This is a genomic window from Bradyrhizobium sp. CCBAU 11434, from assembly GCF_028128895.1.
GTDB classification, from domain to species: Bacteria; Pseudomonadota; Alphaproteobacteria; order Rhizobiales; family Xanthobacteraceae; genus Bradyrhizobium; species Bradyrhizobium zhengyangense.
In genome coordinates this window covers 1-17,435 of the sequence record NZ_LBJX01000060.1, presented here as the reverse complement: position 1 = coordinate 17,435, position 17,435 = coordinate 1, and the positions used below count along the sequence as shown (strand labels likewise).

The 17,435-nt window shown below is 61.2% G+C and carries 14 protein-coding genes, 1 tRNA gene and 1 pseudogene; 10 read left to right on the top strand and 6 right to left on the bottom strand.

Annotation, left to right across the window (positions count from 1 at the left end; all coding sequences use genetic code 11):
* The 3 genes from XI06_RS13535 to XI06_RS13525 form a co-directional block, all read left to right on the top strand.
* On the top strand, nt 1–1,187 hold a 1,187-nt coding region (locus tag XI06_RS13535), incomplete at its 5' end, for a hypothetical protein (RefSeq protein WP_271605541.1).
* Nucleotides 1,184–1,501 (top strand): hypothetical protein, encoded by a 318-nt coding sequence (locus XI06_RS13530; protein ID WP_271605540.1) that lies wholly within the window; start codon nt 1,184–1,186, stop codon nt 1,499–1,501. The genes XI06_RS13535 and XI06_RS13530, both read left to right, overlap by 4 nt.
* Before the next feature lie 52 nt (nt 1,502–1,553).
* Complete coding sequence (locus tag XI06_RS13525; protein WP_271605539.1) at nt 1,554–2,384, top strand: hypothetical protein; 831 nt, start codon at nt 1,554–1,556, stop codon at nt 2,382–2,384.
* A gap of 297 nt (nt 2,385–2,681) precedes the next feature.
* Here XI06_RS13525 and XI06_RS13520 read toward each other — a convergent pair whose 3' ends face one another.
* From XI06_RS13520 to XI06_RS13510, 3 genes are all read right to left on the bottom strand, one after another.
* Nucleotides 2,682–3,731 carry an AAA family ATPase gene (locus tag XI06_RS13520; RefSeq protein ID WP_271605538.1) on the bottom strand — a complete coding sequence of 350 codons (1,050 nt, stop codon included), beginning with the start codon at nt 3,729–3,731 and terminating at the stop codon, nt 2,682–2,684.
* Between the two features lie 84 nt (nt 3,732–3,815).
* Nucleotides 3,816–4,190 (bottom strand): hypothetical protein, encoded by a 375-nt coding sequence (locus tag XI06_RS13515; RefSeq protein ID WP_271605537.1) that lies wholly within the window; start codon nt 4,188–4,190, stop codon nt 3,816–3,818.
* A gap of 2 nt (nt 4,191–4,192) precedes the next feature.
* Nucleotides 4,193–5,428: a hypothetical protein gene (locus XI06_RS13510; RefSeq protein ID WP_271605536.1), complete on the bottom strand. Its 1,236-nt coding sequence runs from the start codon at nt 5,426–5,428 to the stop codon at nt 4,193–4,195.
* Between the two features lie 279 nt (nt 5,429–5,707).
* Here XI06_RS13510 and XI06_RS13505 point away from each other — a divergent pair, with 279 nt between their 5' ends.
* Entirely contained in the window at nt 5,708–5,929 is a 222-nt protein-coding gene (locus XI06_RS13505; RefSeq protein WP_237862283.1) for a hypothetical protein, read from the top strand.
* A 9-nt stretch (nt 5,930–5,938) separates the two neighbouring features.
* Here XI06_RS13505 and XI06_RS13500 read toward each other — a convergent pair whose 3' ends face one another.
* Both XI06_RS13500 and glmU read right to left on the bottom strand, forming a co-directional pair.
* Nucleotides 5,939–6,124: a hypothetical protein gene (locus XI06_RS13500; protein ID WP_237868820.1), complete on the bottom strand. Its 186-nt coding sequence runs from the start codon at nt 6,122–6,124 to the stop codon at nt 5,939–5,941.
* A 24-nt stretch (nt 6,125–6,148) separates the two neighbouring features.
* Nucleotides 6,149–7,504: a bifunctional UDP-N-acetylglucosamine diphosphorylase/glucosamine-1-phosphate N-acetyltransferase GlmU gene (glmU, locus tag XI06_RS13495; RefSeq protein ID WP_237868819.1), complete on the bottom strand. Its 1,356-nt coding sequence runs from the start codon at nt 7,502–7,504 to the stop codon at nt 6,149–6,151.
* A 180-nt stretch (nt 7,505–7,684) separates the two neighbouring features.
* Here glmU and XI06_RS13490 point away from each other — a divergent pair, with 180 nt between their 5' ends.
* A complete protein-coding gene (locus XI06_RS13490) occupies nt 7,685–9,109 on the top strand; it encodes a hypothetical protein (protein WP_237868818.1) in 1,425 nt (474 codons plus the stop codon).
* Between the two features lie 441 nt (nt 9,110–9,550).
* Complete coding sequence (locus tag XI06_RS13485; RefSeq protein WP_237862279.1) at nt 9,551–9,931, top strand: hypothetical protein; 381 nt, start codon at nt 9,551–9,553, stop codon at nt 9,929–9,931.
* Here XI06_RS13485 and XI06_RS13480 read toward each other — a convergent pair.
* Nucleotides 9,891–11,450, bottom strand: a complete 1,560-nt coding sequence (locus tag XI06_RS13480; RefSeq protein WP_237868817.1) for a glycoside hydrolase family 17 protein — start codon at nt 11,448–11,450, stop codon at nt 9,891–9,893. The genes XI06_RS13485 and XI06_RS13480 overlap by 41 nt on opposite strands.
* Before the next feature lie 330 nt (nt 11,451–11,780).
* Here XI06_RS13480 and XI06_RS13475 point away from each other — a divergent pair.
* The 4 genes and pseudogenes from XI06_RS13475 to XI06_RS13460 all read left to right on the top strand — a co-directional run.
* Nucleotides 11,781–12,365 (top strand): annotated as a pseudogene (locus tag XI06_RS13475) (beta-1-3, beta-1-6-glucan biosynthesis protein); the annotation flags it as partial.
* A 251-nt stretch (nt 12,366–12,616) separates the two neighbouring features.
* A complete protein-coding gene (locus XI06_RS13470) occupies nt 12,617–15,277 on the top strand; it encodes a glycosyltransferase (RefSeq protein WP_237868816.1) in 2,661 nt (886 codons plus the stop codon).
* A gap of 315 nt (nt 15,278–15,592) precedes the next feature.
* Nucleotides 15,593–15,668: transfer RNA gene (locus XI06_RS13465), tRNA-Lys, on the top strand.
* Between the two features lie 1,236 nt (nt 15,669–16,904).
* Nucleotides 16,905–17,348 carry a hypothetical protein gene (locus XI06_RS13460; protein WP_237868815.1) on the top strand — a complete coding sequence of 148 codons (444 nt, stop codon included), beginning with the start codon at nt 16,905–16,907 and terminating at the stop codon, nt 17,346–17,348.
* The last annotated feature ends 87 nt before the right edge of the window (nt 17,349–17,435 follow it).

Genomic DNA, 17,435 nt, shown 5'->3' with positions numbered 1-17,435 from the left:
CCGCAGATCGCGAGCAGACCAAAGAAATCATGGACTACATCAAGGGATTTCTTACCGGATCGAAAATGCTTGCGCGGCTCATCGAAAGTTCGACCGCGCGCTGGGTTCGTCTAAGCAATTCGGTCTCCATTGAAGTTACAACCGCAAGCTACAAAACATCGAGGGGCAGGACCACGGTAGCAATCCTCGCCGACGAGTTGGCGTTCTGGTCAAGCGAGGACAGCACCAATCCCGACACGGAGGTCATCGCGGCGGCCCGCCCCTCGATGCTCACGATCCCTAACTCGATGTTGCTATGCGCTTCATCGCCACATGCCCGCAAGGGTGCTCTCTGGAACGCGTACAAAAAGCATTACGTACACGAGTCGGATCGGGTCGTCGTGTGGCAAGCCGATACCCTCACCATGCGACCGAATGCTCCCGCCTTCGTCCGCGAGGAGATCGAGCAAGCCTACATTGACGATCCTGCGCAGGCATCCGCGAACTTTGGTGCTCAATTCCGTGTCGATGTCGAGCAGTTCGTGTCAATGGAGGCCGTTGACGCTTGCCTCTCGGACGAACGGGAGCGACCTTACTTCTCGCAGCACAAATATCACGCTTTCGTCGACCCAAGCGGCGGAAGCGGCAAGGATAGCTTCACCCTCGCAATCGGGCACACCGAGAACGGCATCGCGACCCTCGACGTTCTGCGGGAATTCAAACCGCCCTTCAGCCCCAAGAATGTCGTCGGCAATTGTGCGGCGCTCCTCAAATCCTATCGCATCACCAAAATCGTTGGCGACCGCTTCGCAGGCGAGTGGCCGCGAGAGCAGTTCAAAGATGCGGGGATCATTTACGAGGCGTCCGCGAAGCCGAAGAGTCAAATCTACTCTGAATTCCTTGCCGTACTGAACAGCAAGAAGTGCGACCTCATCGATAACGCTCGCATGGTGACGCAGTTGCTCGCGCTCGAGCGACGCACAGCAAGATCGGGGCGCGAAAGTATCGACCACCCCCCGAACGGGCATGACGACGTGATCAACGCGGCATCCGGTCTGACCGTCATGTGCTTAGGTGGAGGATCAAGACGCTATAGGTATGATGCAACCTTAAGTTGGGTCGGAGGAGAAAATCCTTCGCAACAGGAACGCAGCCCCGCTGCGCAACACGTTTCAAACCTCCTAATGATGAAAGGTATCCTGAGATGACGACCAACTTCATCGTCCTCGACCGTAACGGCAAGCGCGTTCAGCGTAACGGCGTATTGCAGAACGGCGACCGTCTTACTGTCCCCATCAGTCTCATGGACGGCGGACAACGCGGCGCGCTCTCCTTGCTGGACGCGAACTCACCCCCCACCCGCGATCAACTCCAGAGCCTGCGCGATGAGCGAGATCGTCGCCTCGAAAATGCTTGGCGTAATGACGCTGCGCGAGAAGCGCCGACGCCTTCCGCCGACATGTCTCGTGATCAGGCACGCGCGGAGCGGAACCGGCGCATCTCGGACATGTGGAAGCACTGACATCAACGATCCCGCCGCCCTGCGCGGCGGGGTCAAATGCGGAGGACGACGAATGGACGACCAATCGAGGTTACCCCCGAAAGCACATCTAAAGATTTTGGCGCTCGAAGATAGTGAGCAGGCAGCCCTGACGCTTGCCTCCTCGACAACGAGGAGAATTTCGGAACTCCGATCGGCACTGGGCCTCAATCCGAATAGTCCAAATGCAGACGCGATGAGGCTTGAGGTCGAGCGACTGGAGTTGCTTCAACGCAAGCATCAGGATCAGCATCGTCAGCGGGCGGACCTTAACAATCGGGTTAGGCGATATCTCAGCACACTACCCGCCAGGGCCCACCTCGCAGACGCCAGACCAGCGAGGATCAAGCTCAAAGATGGTGAGACCTTCCTCGCGGCCATCGAGCGCATCCGCACGCAGATTGCCCACCTCGCGTCCGACCGTCTCAACGTCGAGCAATCTGGACTGCCTGTTTCAGAAATGAAAGCACAGGCAAAGAAGTGGATCACCGAAAGCGCGATCAGGGGGCGGCCGACGATTAAGGCGTCGCACGACAGGTTCGAGGTCATTTTTGTCGATCCGGCCGCCTACTCGATGCATCTGGACGTTCCCAGCCTGCTTGCATGGTTCGACCCTCAAGGCATGGAGTTGAAACTGAATGAGCTGATCGATGCCATGCCCGCACCTAAGCTCGCACTCACACCATCAGAAAAGATCGAGCGCCTGCGTAAGATTGCTGATGACGTTCTCGACCAAGAGCGACTTGAGGAGGCAATCATCGTTCTCGCAGAAGAGACCGGCCAGCACGTTCCGCGCCGCCCGAACTGCGATCCGCGCGCGTTGCTCGGCCTTGTTGTCGATCGCGCAAAGGCGGATGCAGCATGACAGTTTCCCTCCGCGTTCGATGCACCGGCGGAGGGACGTGGCCCGATCAGCGTTCGATGCCTTCCGCGATCGGGGGCGGGGTTAGTCGAGCGAGTGCCCGCTTCTTCAGCAATAACCCTCGACAACTCATGGCTGGGCTTAGTCACCCCGGCGCGATGGGTCTGATCGCGAGCATCACCCGCGATTAGTCGGCCCGCCGTCTCTCGCATCTACCCGGAGCCCGAGAGACGGCGGGCAACATCTAAGGGTACATCGTAAAGCGCACAATCACAGTCGTTCTCGTTTTATCGATGTCTCCTAGTTCACTTTCGGCAATGCCCACCACCAGCCATCCGTGCGCTTTTTGACGACTATGCCGATTTCCTTTTTTGCGGCTTTGAATGTGTTCCAGTGGAAGCCCACCGCTAGCGCGAGTTGCTGAATGTCCCGGACAGGCCGAGTTCCCTCGGCAAGCCATTCATGCAAGAGCAGGACCGCCTGATCCCGTTTGCCGACGTGAGATGCTTGCCCAGCCAACACCGCATTCAAGTTCACATCTTCATACTCTGTACCCCACTCGACCCGAGGACGCCCTTTGACATCTATCATTCCAAATTCGACGCCCTTGTTTTGGTAAGCGGGGGGAACATTATTGCCCTTACCAAGGACTAGCAAACGGCGATCTGAACCTGCTGGTTTGACCACGAACAGCGTCGATCGATTTGCGCCAACAAATCCTCCGCTCCCGAGTATTCGCTGAGTTGCCTTCTTTCGCGTGTCCTTGTTCATGTGGATCACAAGAACGATCGCTATCTTATATTTCGCTGCCAGCGTGGAGAGCGGCCTCAGGAGCCGCCTGACGTGATCCTCTCGGTTGAAGTCCAGTTTTCCGAGAAAAGCCGTTATAGGGTCAACGAATATCACGCGAAGATCGCGAGTTTGGATGATCAACCGTTCTAACTTCTCGACGCCAACATCCAGTCGTTCGATGACATCGGGATACACGTCTGCTGAACCTGCTCGGCCGCGGTGTTGAAGGGTTCCCAGATGAACTCTATCCATGTCGGCGCCGGCGGCTCTTAACCTTGGCTTGATTACCGTATCAGCCGGGTCCTCTTGGCAAAGGATCAGAGCCGAACCTTTTCCCGTGATTTGCTCATCGTCGTCACCGATGCGGGGCATCGGATCGCCGCGTGTCATCCGGGCGATGAGATCGATCATGATTGTTGATTTACCGCACCCGCTCTCGCCCGTGAGGACCGTCAGGAAGCCTAGCGGTACAAAGTAGCGCCAAAGGTAACTAACCTTTTTCGCTTTAATCCGACTGAACGGTACCGCGACGTAGTCGGGATCGTCAAACTCCAACATGCTTTGCTCCAACAATGCGGAGCTGCATTTGGCCCGAGCTCTTGGCGGATGTAACTCGACTTTAATGGAGCAATTTTCTTCAGACTAATCCGTGTCTCGAAGCCATCGAGGTAAGAATTCGCGTATTCGTTTATCAACGTGACGACGGATCGCATCGTCCGCCTTGTCTCTGCGACGAAGCAGAACGGGGTATTTCGGCAGTTCGTTTTCTATGGTGCGCTCGACCAGTCCTTTGTCTAATACGCGCCGCCTGCCAGGATGCTCATCGAGCCATTCTTGTTTCGCGCGCAATACTGCCATTGCCACCAAGCGACAGGCGACGTGGTATTCGTTTTCTGATCGCCCCCGTGGGCGCCCTTTTCCTTTCCGCAACCGCTCGTTCAATCTTGTAGCGCATACACTCAGTTCGTCCTCTGAAAGAGAATTTAGGAACTTGTCGATGCGATCCGTCATCAGCAATTTTATTCGTCCTTTTCGTCGGGCATGTCTTTCGGAACCTGCCACCAGCTCCCGCGCTTGCGATGAACCGAGTGTTCGATAGACATCATCTCCATATTTTCTTCGCTCACCATCTGTTGGCCGGGCAACGTTGGTTGCTTGCTGAACTCCTTGAGCTTCTTAACGAGTTCTGCATCGCGTTCAGGATTGGCGTCTCTGGGTTCCTTCTTCTCATTCCGAATGCCAGGACGAAGATGCCTGTCCCAAAGATCGGCGACGATGTTGCCGTCGGGCGGCGCATCGGCAAAACTCATCACACCTTGCTCTTTAACTTCCTCCGGAAAAGTCAGGAAGTGCGAATTCACCGCTTTGAGGCTAGCCTTCAAGTCGATGCCCCAGACGAACTCCTGATTGCCTCGCATGAACAGACTGGCAGTTCGACGATGCAGTTTATCGGACGAGATGAACAGCGTGCTGAATGGAAGATAGAACAGATAGGCGATGTCAGTGCGGTTTGACGGTCTATTGCTGTCGATAAGATGGGCGGCAAGCGCGAACTGAAAGAAAACCTCAACGGCAACGACGTGCGCCGCGTAGGGTGCATATACATTCAATGGCCGCTTCCCGTCCCGCCGCCAAGCCTCGATGATCGGCCGATGAAGATGCTGCGGCACGTGCAGAAATGTAACGGCAAGAGCAAGAACGGACATTGCGTTCGCGTGGTGCGACACAACCGCGAGAGCCATGTCTCTGGCCTGATCCAAAGAATTGCACGATTTGCCGTCGATGCCGACTGAGCGTAGCTCGCTCGCAACTTTGTTGAGATCGAGTTCAGAGAGGGACTTCCGCCAAGCAGCGGCCGCGACTTTTTCAACTTCGAAGAATTCGCCCTTCTGCCATCTGTTGAATGCCCGCTCTTCCGGACCAAGGTCATAGACAACGCCCTTAGGCACAGGACGGCCACCTGATCGTGGAATGCGACCGTCCAAAGGCATGTGGTTGCCGAGCAAATCCTGCGTCGCAATGTCGGCGTGGAACGCACAAGGCGAGCCGCCCATCTCGGGGAACTTCTGCGCGATGTCTTTCACGACGGAGAATTCGGCGCTTCCCCTCTTGGAGGCGTCCTTACCGAGATCAGCCAACGTCTCGACGAAGAATATCGGGCAGGCGACCGGCATGAAGAAGCGATCGAACCAAACCGCTTCGTCCAAACTGATGGATTGCAGGAACGATTTATCAAAAAGAGAAATTGGACCCATGTGCAACCTCGATGGTGCAGTGGGGCATATCTATCGCAAGTCGGCACGAAAGGGTCCGATTACGCCCCGTTATCCACTCAATTTGCCCTCAACTCCCGGGAAAGCGGATCGATACGGGTTGATTTCACAGGATAATCTCTGATCAACCCTATTGCGGATTGAGACAGCGTGGACCGCAACCTGAGCTTCGCCTGCGTCGATTTAGTCGGCCTTTAACCGCGCGCATTAACCCGATGTCAACAAGTTTGGCCAACGATTCCCGACCGGGAGATCAAGGCCATGAAAGCCACCACGTCCGACCGCAAGGGTCTGTCATCGCTGTATATCCGCGCCAGTGAGACCTCCGGCACGCACCTTGCGCATTGGCCGCCGCCTCAGCGCGGCAAGGAAAGCAAGCCCGTTTTCATCAAGCATCCTGAAGGCGAGCCGGTCAAACGCGCCAAGCCGCGCGGCTGGCGCCTGACGCGCGCCATCTTCTCCGAATTCGCCGACGACGAATAACGGCAGACCTCACCACCCCATCAGCGCGGCCCACACGAGGAAAATGAGGAGCGCCCAGAACGTCAGCCCGATGACGAGAGCTACAATCTCTGGCGGTTCGTACTCGTTGATTTCCCACAGCAGAACTCGCCCAATCCCCGTGACGAATGTGTCAATCAGAAAACTGACGAGATCACGAACAAAGCGCGGGGACACGGCAATCAGCGCTCATTTCCCCGACTACTTCTCAGTTTTCTTGCCGCCCGTCTTCATCTCGCGGTAGCGCGCCGCACCGCCTTCGCGGATGGTCTGCTGGCTGCGCTCGAGCGCCATCGCGTCGTCGGGCACATCGCGCGTGATCACAGAACCCGAGCCGATATAGGCGCCGTTGCCGATCTTCACCGGCGCGACAAGCGAGGAATTGGTACCGACGAAGGCGCCCTGCCCGATCACCGTCTTGTGCTTCTTGAAGCCATCGTAGTTGCAGGTGATGGTGCCGGCGCCGATGTTGGAATTGGCACCGACGGTGGCGTCTCCAATGTAGGAGAGATGGTTGACCTTGACGCCGGCCTCGAGCGTCGCCGCCTTGGTCTCCACGAAATTGCCGATCCGCGCACCGTCGCCGAGCGACGTGCCGGGCCTGAGCCGCGCATAGGGTCCGATCGACACCTTCTTGCCAAGCGTGGTCCCGACGATATGCGAGAAGGAATGAATGACGGTGCCGTCGGCGATCGACACGCCGGGGCCGATCACCACGAACGGCTCGATGGTGACGTCCTTGCCGAACACGGTATCGGCGGCGAGGAAAACCGTTTCGGGGGCGATCAGCGTGACGCCCGCCTCCATTGCAGCCCTGCGCAGCCGCGCCTGCATCACGCCTTCCGCTTCCGCAAGCTGGGCCTTGGTGTTGATGCCGCGCACTTCGTCCTCGCTGGTTTCGATCACGACGGACTCCCATCCATTGTCGTTGGTAACGCCGACCGCATCGGTCAGATAGAACTCGCCCTTGGAATTCGCGTTGCCGATCCTGTCGAGGATCGCGAGCGCACGGCGGCCGTCGATCGCCATCACGCCGGCATTGCACAGATCGATCTTGCGTTCCTCGGCACTCGCATCGGCATGCTCGCGGATCGCAACCAGGCGATCGCCCTCGACGATGAAGCGTCCATAACCTGACGGATCCGCGGCGCGGAAGCCGAGCGCGGCGATCGCGGCCCCGCTAGCGAGCGGCGCACGCAGCCGCGCAAAAGTCTCGGCCGAGATCAGTGGCGTGTCGCCGAAGGCGATCAGGATGTCATCCACGCCGCGCGCAATGGCCTCACGCGCCGCCAGCACCGCATGCGCCGTGCCGAGCCGCTCGGCCTGCACGAAGATGAGCGCGTCGGGGCGGATACGCCTTGCCTCGTCCGCGACCGCCTGATGGTCGGGGCCGATCACCACCGCAAGCGCCGTACCGGTTCCCTGCGGAGCGGCGCCGAGCACATGGGCCAGCAACGACTGGTGGGCGACGGAATGCAGCACTTTCGGCAGGTTCGATCGCATGCGCGTGCCCTCGCCGGCGGCGAGCACGATCGTGAGGCTAGAGCGGACGGTCATCGCAATCCTGTCAAATATGGCCGAATCGATCATCACATCGACGGGCGACACGCCGATGCCACCTGAGCTTTCTGCCTTGCTACCCCCGCAAACGCCCGGAATTCAAGTGCGCGTGGGTTTTCCTGTTAATGTTCCTTGATTGATTCGGGGAAGCCAGACAGGGCTGGGCACTTAACGTTCATGGCAAAGGATTCCGACCCACTGGCGGATGCCTTCGGCGACAAGGAGACCGGCGGGCTGTTCTCCGGACTTTTGGCCGAGGAAGGCCCTTTCGATCGTCGTTTGCTGTGGCGGCTGGGCTCATGGGGCGTCGGCGCTGTCGGCGCCGTCGTGATCGCCGTGATGGCCAACCAGGCCCAGCTCGGCTGGCGGCGCGACCAGGTCGCCTCCGCCGACCTCGTCCGCCAATCCGATCAGATTCAGGTGCTGACCAAGCAAAGCCAGCTCGAAGCCCGGCGCCTCGCCTCCGCGATCGACACCCTGAACACCGATCGCGACCGGCTCTATTCGCGTGTCACGGTGCTCGAGCAGGGGCTCGACTCCGTCACCGGCGCCATCGCCAAGCAAAGCGCGACGTCGCAGCCGGCGCCAGCCTCGAAGCTGCAGGACGTCCCCGTCACCGCCGCGCAGCCCGCGCCTCCGGCACCTGACGTCGCACCGGTCGCATCGACCGCCGCCTCGCTGGTCGACAAGCCGCGCGCCACGCCCGGCAAAGAGGCCAAGGACAACGCGAGCAAGGACGCCTCGAAAGAGGCGGCGAAGGATCAGTCGAACCCGCCCCCGCAGACGGCGGCTGCCGCCTCGCTCGTTCCGCAGTCGCCGGCGACGGCATCGACTGTGCCCATTCTTCCGTTGGTGCAGCAGAAATCGATCATGGCGCCGCCCGATCCCGCCGCGTCGAAACTGATCCAGCCGGAGCAAAGCGAGAAGGCCGCCGACAAGAAGCCCGAGCCGGCGCCAGCTCCGACCGAAGTCGCAGCGGCATCAGCCAAGCCGGCGGAGGCAACGGAAGCCGAGGCCACCGCCATCGCAGTTCAGCAGACGCGCTTTGCGATCGAACTCGGCGGTGCGAATTCGGTCGATGGCTTGCGCGCGCTCTGGCGTGGACTGAGCAAGTCCAACCCCGAGATCGCCGCACTCCGGCCGATCATCATGATCAAGGAAGGCTCGAACGGCCTCGGCATGCAGCTCCGGCTCGGCGCAGGTCCGCTGATCAATGCCGCCGCCGCGGCAAAGCTCTGTGCCGGCCTCGCCGAAAGCGACCGCCATTGCGAGACCACGGTGTTCGATGGCCAGCGCCTGTCGATGCGCGGCGGCTCGGAAAAATCCCAGGAAAGATCTCAGGACAAATCCCAAGACAAATCCCAAGACAAGGGATCGGAGAAGAACTCCGAGAAGACCCAGGACTCCGTGCCACAAGCCGAGACGACCCCGGCGCCTTCGCCTGCGCCGACCGTCAAGCCCGACAGGCATCGCCGCAGCTACTCCTCCAAGCGCTCGAAGCGCGAAGAGCCGGCGCCCGCGCCGCAGCCGGCGGCAGCCGCAGCCAAGCCACCGGAGACGGCGTCAGCGGGATCGGCGATATCGTCGTTCTTCAGGCGATAGGCGATCAGCGCGCTTGATTGACGAGCCGGAGCTCAGGGTTGCGTGAGCGAGGCCGGGCCAACTCATGACCAAGCTTGCGCGCTGCGATCTGGCGACGGATGCGCCCCGCTAGATGGCCATCATCTGGCTGATCTTGATCGCCGCACAGATGATCATGCCCCACAGCGCGAAATTGATCTGCAACGCTTCAGTCATTGCGAACCCCGCTTGCTTCCTCGCCATCGCGCCCTTGAACGAGGTGATCAGCTCCTGATCGAATCAGCCGTCACGCCCCGCGCGTTCGAGTCGAACGTTAGGGCGGGCCAAAATTTTCGCAAATCCGTATCGCTACGGTTCCGATTCGCGGAGTGCAGCAAATGAGCCAGCGGGCGAGCAGTGACCCGGTGCAAAAATGCCCTGCCCCCTGTTGCTCCCTCCGGCCATCCCGACCATATTGCCCGCATGACAAAGAAGCCGTTTCGCCTCACGCCCTATCAGGTCCAGTTTCTCATCGTCGTCGGGTTCGTCACCGTCGGCTGGGCGCTCTATGTGCGCTATCTCGCGATCGAGTTCTCGACGGTGGCGCTCGCGTGCGACGCCGGCCTGCAGACCATGATCTGCAAGGCGCGCTCGCTGTCGACGTCGCTGTTCAAGAACTCGGTGTTCGGCATCGTTGCGCTCGTCATCGCGACGCTGAACCTGATGCGGCCCTCGATCGTGCTGCTCACGCTCGGCGTGGTCGCAGCCGGCCTCGGCATCGTGCTCTACAACATCGTGCTGGCGGGCCTTGCGATCGGCCTGCTCATCCTTGGCTTTGCTCGGCCCGCGCCCGCCACAGCGTGAGCGCGAACAAGAGATAGATCGCGCCGGTCCACATCGCCTGCCAATTGTCGCGGCCTTCGTTCAGAAACACGTAGACCGCCGATACCGCCAGCAGTCCCGCGAACACCGCTTCCGCGATCGGGCGCACGCCAATCTGCGGCCGGTTTAGCATCAGCAGCGCGAACGGCACCACCGCCATCGTCAGCGAGGCATAGGGGAAGTCGCGGTAGCGCGGATCGAACACGAAGCCGAGCGCGGTCTCGGCCCCGATCACCGCCGTCACCGCCAGGGTCAGGCCGAGCACGGCCGAAAGCTTCGACCATTTGCGGCCCTCGCGCGGCCCGAGCAGGTCGAGGAAGCTCGGAAGATTGCGGCCGATGACAAGCGCCTGCGCGCAGAAGATCGGCGAGAGGATGCCGGCAAGCAGCAATGCCCCCCATTGCAGCCAGCCGCCCCAGCCATAGCTCTCGTAATACATCTTGTCGGCGGCGATCCCGAGCAGGATGCCCGCCGATGTCGCGGAGATGCCGACGGCAAGCCAGGCCGAGAAGCGCGGCGTCCAGGGCCGGCGCCGCAGCGTGATACCCGCAACCGCGAACACCAGCACGCTGAGGCCCATGCCGGCGCCCATGTACCATTTCCAGAGGGGGAAATTGCTGATCGGCTGGCCCGGCGGATATTTCAGCTGGCGCCGTACGGAATCGAGCAGGCCCCAATAGCCGCCGACGGTGCCTTCCAGCCGCCGTTTCCACGGCTGGTCATAGGCCTCGATGAGATTGACGCGAAACTTCTGGGACTTCGCGAGGCCCAAGATCTCCGAGACGACGCGCGCCTGGTTGGTGCGTGACGGAAGCGCGCCATCGCGCATGCGGCCCTCGCTCGGCCAGCCGGTTTCACCGATCAGGATCTCCTTGTCAGGGAATGCCGCCGCCATCCGCTCGCGGATCGCCTCGACATGGGACGAGGCGAATTTCGCCTTCACCGGCATGTCCTCCCAGTAAGGCAGGATGTGAATGGTGACGAAATCGACGGCGTCATAGACCTCGCGGTTCTTCAGCCAATATTCCCAAACGTCGGCATAGGTCACGGGCACGGTGACCTGCGCCTTCACTGAACGGATGATGGCGATGAGATCCTGCGTCGTCATCTCGCCGCGCAGCAACACCTCGTTGCCGACGACGAGCGCGGAGACGGTGTCGGGGAAATCCTTGGTGAGGCGGATCGCGGTCGCCACCTGCGCAAAGTTCTTGGCGCGATTGCTGCCGAGCCAGATGCCCTGGATCACCTTCAGCCCGCCGACCTTGGTCGCAACGGCGGGCACCTGGTCGAGCCCATTTTCAATGGAGTAGGTGCGGACGCAGTCGGTGATCTGCTTGAGCTGGCGCAGATCCTGCTCAATTTGATCGGCCTCGATGTGGGTCCATGCGTCCAGCGGCGTTTGCTCGCCGCGGAACGGCGCATAGGAGACGCATTGAACCTTGTCATTGGGGTCGATGGGGGCGCGCGCGAGCGTGATCGGCGTGGCAAGCCACCACCACACGGCAGCAATCGCACCCAGTGAGACGAGCAGGAGCGCCAGTGGCGTACGAAGAGAAATTTGTTCCGTCCTCCGCGAAGGGTCCGTCGATTACCTGCTCGCACGTCGTCTGCCAAGGGGGTGAGGCGCCTTGGCCGCGCCCTCTCCCCGACGAATTGGGCTGCGGCGGTTCGACCGGCCCCTAGCATCGTGACTTTGCTGGACAAAAATCCAAATACAGGCCAATGGATTTCGCGGGACTTTTCCGCCGCATTGGAGACCCATTTGGACGCCATCACGACCGGCGTCCGCGAGGTCCTCCCGCGGGCGGACGGCTGAGACATTGGGGAATTCATGCGGCGACGGGTGTTCGAGTTACGAAATGCGGTCCTGCGGCAGTTCGCCGCCTCGTTGGCCGTTTCTTCCCTTGTGCTTCTCGCCAGCCTCGGTGGCGCCTCCGCCCAGAGCGGGACCCCCGCGCCCGACCAGAGCAAGGCCGCCGCCCAGCCTGCCGACGCCGCCAAGGACGCGACCGCCCAGAACCAGCGCCGCACCGACGAATTCGCCGAGGCCGCCCAGGCCATCAACGGGCCGGCAGGTAATCCCGAATGCGTCTGGCTCGGGCGGCGCGTGGTGCGGCTGATGTGGCGGGATGACCTCGATACCGCGTTCCGCCATCTCGACCTCTATGACCGCTTCGGCTGCCCCGGCGGCCACATCCAGGCTGCGTTCCGCTGCCTGACCCGCTTCGGCGCCCAGATCGATCCCAAGGTTGCCGAGACCCTGGATAGCCGCGTCCACGCCTGCTGGATCAATCCGGCCGCCCAGCCGCAACAGGCGGCGGCAGCAGCCTCCCAGCCCCCGGCGCAGACCAACGGCGCCGCGCCCCCCCCCCCCCCCCCCCCCCCCCCCCCCCCCCCCCCCCCCCCCCCCCCCCGGCGCCTGCCGCAAGCCCCTCGCCCGCACCCCAGAAATAGCCGAAGGTCGTTTCACCTGTCGTTCAGGAACGATCGGCGATAGCTGGGGTTGGCACTGCCGCGCTCCCAAAAGGCCATGCCCTCATAAGGACATGAGGCCATGACAGTTGAGAAACCGTGCGGCAGAGGTATGCTCCCTTTGCCGCGGACTCGGTCGGATCTCGGGGTCGGATCCGCAGCCCTGCCATTTCAGCCCCTATTGGTTTAGCCGCGATGCGCGTTGTCGCCGCCGTTCTGTTGCTCGTGTCCGTCCTCCACGCCGGCATCTGGGGAGTCCTGCGCGACCGGGAACCTGCGCCTGATTTCAAGGGCCTGCTGCCGAGCCTGTCCTATACGCCGTTCGAACCTGGGCATGTCGTCGACAACACCGTCGACCCCGAACGGATTCGCGCCGATATGAAAAAACTCTCGACCATGACGCGCGCGATCCGTTCGTACTCGTCCACGGAGGGCAACGAGCTGGTGCCCCCGATCGCCGCCGAATTCGGGCTCAAGGTCACCGTCGGTGCGTGGATCGGCAAGGACGAGGAGCGCAACGAGCGCGAGATCAAATCCGCCATCGAGCTCGCCCGCAAGAACAGCAACGTCAACGGCGTCGTCGTCGGCAACGAGGTGATCTACCGCGGTGAGCAGAAGGTCGAAGACCTCATCGAGATGATCAAGAAGGTGAAGAGCGCGGTGCGCGTGCCCGTCACCACCGGCGAGATCTGGAACATCTGGCGCGACAACCCCGACCTTGCCTCCAACGTCGACTTCATCGCTGCGCACGTGCTGCCCTATTGGGAGAACTTCCACTCGGACGAGGCCGTCGACCAGGCCGTCGACCGCTACAACCTGCTGCGCAACCTGTTTCCCGGCAAGCGCATCGTGATCGCCGAGTTCGGCTGGCCAAGCGCGGGCTATAATCTGCGCAAGGCCGATCCAGGTCTGTTCCAGCAAGCGTTGACCTTGCGGAACTTCGTCAGCCGTGCCGAAGCCATGGGCATGGAATACAACATCGTCGAGGCGATCGATCAGCCCTGGAAGTATTTTGAAGGCGGCGTCGGTCCGTACTGGGGCATCCTGAACGCCAGCCGCGAGCCGAAATTCGCCTGGACCGGCCCGGTGGAGAACCCCGACTACTGGAAGCTCATGACGGTCGCCCTCCTGGTCGGCGTCCTGCTGTCGCTGCCCATCTTGCGGCTGCACCAGCCGACGGCAAAACAGGCCTTTCTGCTGTCCGCCACGGCCAACGGCGTCGGCGCCTGGGCCGCGACCGTGTTCGCGTTCTGGAACGGCCACTATTTCATCTTCGGCTCGGCCTTCGCGCTGACCCTCGGCATGATTCTCCTCGTTCCTCTCGTCCTCATCGCGATGGCCCGCATCGACGAGATCGCGGCCGTTGCCTTCGGACGGCCGCCGCAGCGGTTGATCACCAAGAGCAAGCCGATCGAGAACGTGCCTGAGAATTATTACCCGAAGGTCTCGATCCATATCCCCGCATATTACGAGCCGGTCGAGATGCTGAAGCAGACGCTCGATGCGCTGTCGCGGCTCGACTATCCGAACTACGAATGCGTCGTCATCATCAACAACACGCCGGACCCGGCGTTCTGGCAGCCGATCCAGGACCATTGCCGCGCGCTCGGGGAGCGCTTCAAGTTCATCAACGCCGAGAAAGTGCAGGGCTTCAAGGCCGGCGCGCTGCGTATCGCCATGGACCGCACTGCCGTGGATGCCGAGATCATCGGCATCCTCGATGCCGACTATGTCGTCGAGCCCGACTGGCTGAAGGACCTCGTGCCCGCTTTTGCCGATCCGCGCGTTGGCCTGGTGCAGGCGCCGCAGGAGCATCGCGACGGCGATTTGTCGATCATGCATTACATCATGAACGGCGAATATGCCGGCTTCTTCGACATCGGCATGGTCCAGCGCAACGAGCTCAACGCCGTCATCGTGCACGGCACGATGTGCCTGATCCGCCGCGCCGCGATGGACATGGCCGGCGGCTGGTCATCCGACACGATCTGCGAGGACTCCGATCTCGGCCTTGCGATCCAGGAGCTCGGCTGGATCACCCACTACACCAACACTCGCTATGGCAAGGGGCTTCTGCCCGACACCTACGAGGCCTTCAAGAAGCAGCGCCACCGCTGGGCCTATGGCGGCCTGCAGATCGTGAAGAAGCACTGGCGCCAGTTCCTGCCCGGACGGAGCCGGCTGACGCCCGACCAGAAGCGCGAATACGGCCTTGGCTGGCTCAACTGGCTCGGAGCCGAAAGCCTCGGCGTGGTCGTGGCGCTGCTCAACCTCGTCTGGGTGCCGATCGTCGCCTTCGCCGACATCGCCATCCCCGACAAGATCCTGACGCTGCCGATCATCGGCGCCTTCGTCGTCTCGCTTGCGCATTTCCTGTCGATGTATCGCGCCCGCGTCGCGATCAAGCCCGGCCAGATGCTGGGCGCCATGATCGCGGCGATGAGCGTGCAATGGACGGTGTCACGCGCCGTCGCGCAAGGCCTGATCACCGAACACATCGCCTTCGCGCGCACGTCCAAGGGCGGCTTGAGCCGGATGTCGATCGAATTCCAGGCGTTCTGGGAGGCCGTGATCGGCGTTCTGCTCCTGGTCGGCGCCGGTGTGCTGATCGCCTCCAACTCTTTCCGCCAGATCACCGAGATCTACATCTTCGCTGGCGTGCTGGTGCTGCAGAGCCTGCCGTTCCTCGCCGCGGTTGCGATCGCGATCCTCGAACTCAGCCGCATCAACTCGTTCCAGTTCTGGCGCGACAGCGCGATCCGCACGGCCGAGCTGATTGGCCTCCGCCCCGTCGCCCTGCCAGGGCCCGGCAACGCGCAACCAGTGCCGAGCGAGGTGCGACGGGAGGCGAACTGACGGGGCGGATTGGTGCCCCACCTCCCGTCAATAAAAGTCACGAGGTGTTTGAGCGTGGATGACGCCCCGCCAAACAGGTTCAAAACCCTGGCCTAAGCGCTGGAAGCGGCAGGAAAATCCCCGCTTCTGCCGCGTGTTTTGGCAGTCACCCCTGCTATTGACCTCAGCGCCCCATCCCCCTACACAGCGCGGGCCGAAAGGCATGATCCGGAAACAGCCGGTTTTCCCCGCGACGCGAGTTTGAAGCGTAGCGGCAAGACATGCTTCTCGAATGTCCGAAGACGATGGCGATTTCGAAGCCATCAGCGGCCATGGGAGCGCGTAGCTCAGCCGGTAGAGCACGTGACTTTTAATCACGGGGTCCTGGGTTCGAGCCCCAGCGCGCTCACCAACAAGCCAGTGGTGGCAGCCCTGCTCATCGCCTGGGATCGGCACGCACCACGTGGGATGCCGAGTATTGAGTGGTCCCAGTGCGAGCGGCCTCCGCCTCGTTCCACCCGCTTTCCGCGACCATTCCGCAGTCAGATGCCACACCGTGGCGGGCTATCCGCCACAGCCCAAGCAGGCGGTGGGGCTGTCCAGCCATCGCCTGGTGGCCTCGTCGGTCCAGCCCGGGACGGCGAAGCCGGGGGTGGCCACGCTTCGACCGGGAGCAACGGACTGAGTGGGAGGAACGAACACTTGCTGGCGTGTGCGCAATGGTGACGTTGAGCGATGCGCCGTGGCAGCATTCCCCGCAGCACTCAGAGCAAACAATAGGCCCAAGGCTAAAACAGACCGCATCATCGCTGTTTCCAATCGAGCATTCGCAGCTGGACATGTGGTTCGGCCGTCAATCATCCCCAAGTGCCGGTGGGTTCACGATCGCTCAATTCAGTGGGATGACGCTGTCGTGCCTGATTGTGTGACCGAAATCACCTTCAGCGAGATGGAACGCTCGCACCTGCCGCAGCTTACGTGATCAGGAGTTCGTCAATGTCGTGCTGATGCCGCCCCATGCGGCCATCAGAAATCGGGGAATTTCTTACCTCCCCCACTGGTCTCCTCCTAAGTGAAGAGTGTTTGCTGTCGCGAGAGGGGAGAACAATGCGCGTCTTGTCCGTGGCGTTCTTCGCAGTGGCTTCGCTAGCCCAGGCTCATGCCCAGGATCAGGTCAAAAAGCCTGTGTCGGACTGCAACTATGTGATCGGCATGGGGGATACCCACACAGTTCCCGCTGGTGAGGCGCTTTGCTGGCGCGTACCGCCGCCCTCTTACAAGGAATACACGCTGCTCCAATGTGACGGGCCTTCGTTCCAGGAGCTTCGCCGGGTGAAGCCAGGCGATCCTCACTGCAACATATTTGAGGAACGGCAGTAGATCTCGGCTCGATGGCGTCGCCTTCGGCTATGAGGCGATCGCCAGAATTACGGTGAATTGCGGTGACAGTGCACTAAACTCCGTACCCTACCGCCTTCCTAAAGCCTCGCTAAGAACGTCGGCGCCAGGCAATGCCAATTTAGTGCACTGTCACCGTAACACCGTAACTCCCGTGTCTCACTTCAGGGGTGCAGTCCAGCACCGTCCCCGCAACTGCCGGCGAAGATACGCAACAACACCACAAGGTTGTGAATTGTAGATTGTCCTGATGTCCCAGCAAGAAGAGAGGCAGACGATAGATTCGCATGAGTTGACGAAGAAAGTTATCGGCAAGACTTCTTATGAACTATCGTTTGAAGCAATTCGAATTGTCGGCGCAGGGAACGCGGCTGGCTTGCTTGCATCGGCGGCGGCGATTGGAAGCGCTTTCGACAAGCACGTCCCCCTGACCGGATTGAAGGTTTCAGCGCTATCGTTCGCGCTGGGGATTGCGAGCTTTTCATTCGCCTACTTCTTCTACTATTCAGCAGTCTCCTCGATCGACTCGGCTTACCGCGACTCAGTCGAAGCTGTACGCGCTGGCAAGCCCGTGCCGGATCCCGGCGAGAGAGCCGGTGAATCAGCTCGCTTGGCTGTCTACATGATCTATGGCTCAACGATCCTATTTTTCGTTGGCCTGATGATATCGATGTACATGCTTCTCCATCTTTAGGCGCGTCAGTGTAGCGCGGCAATCTGGGTAGGAAGTGCGCGGCGATCAGGATGGCGAGGCAGTGTCGCGGCCTGATGATGATTGCCG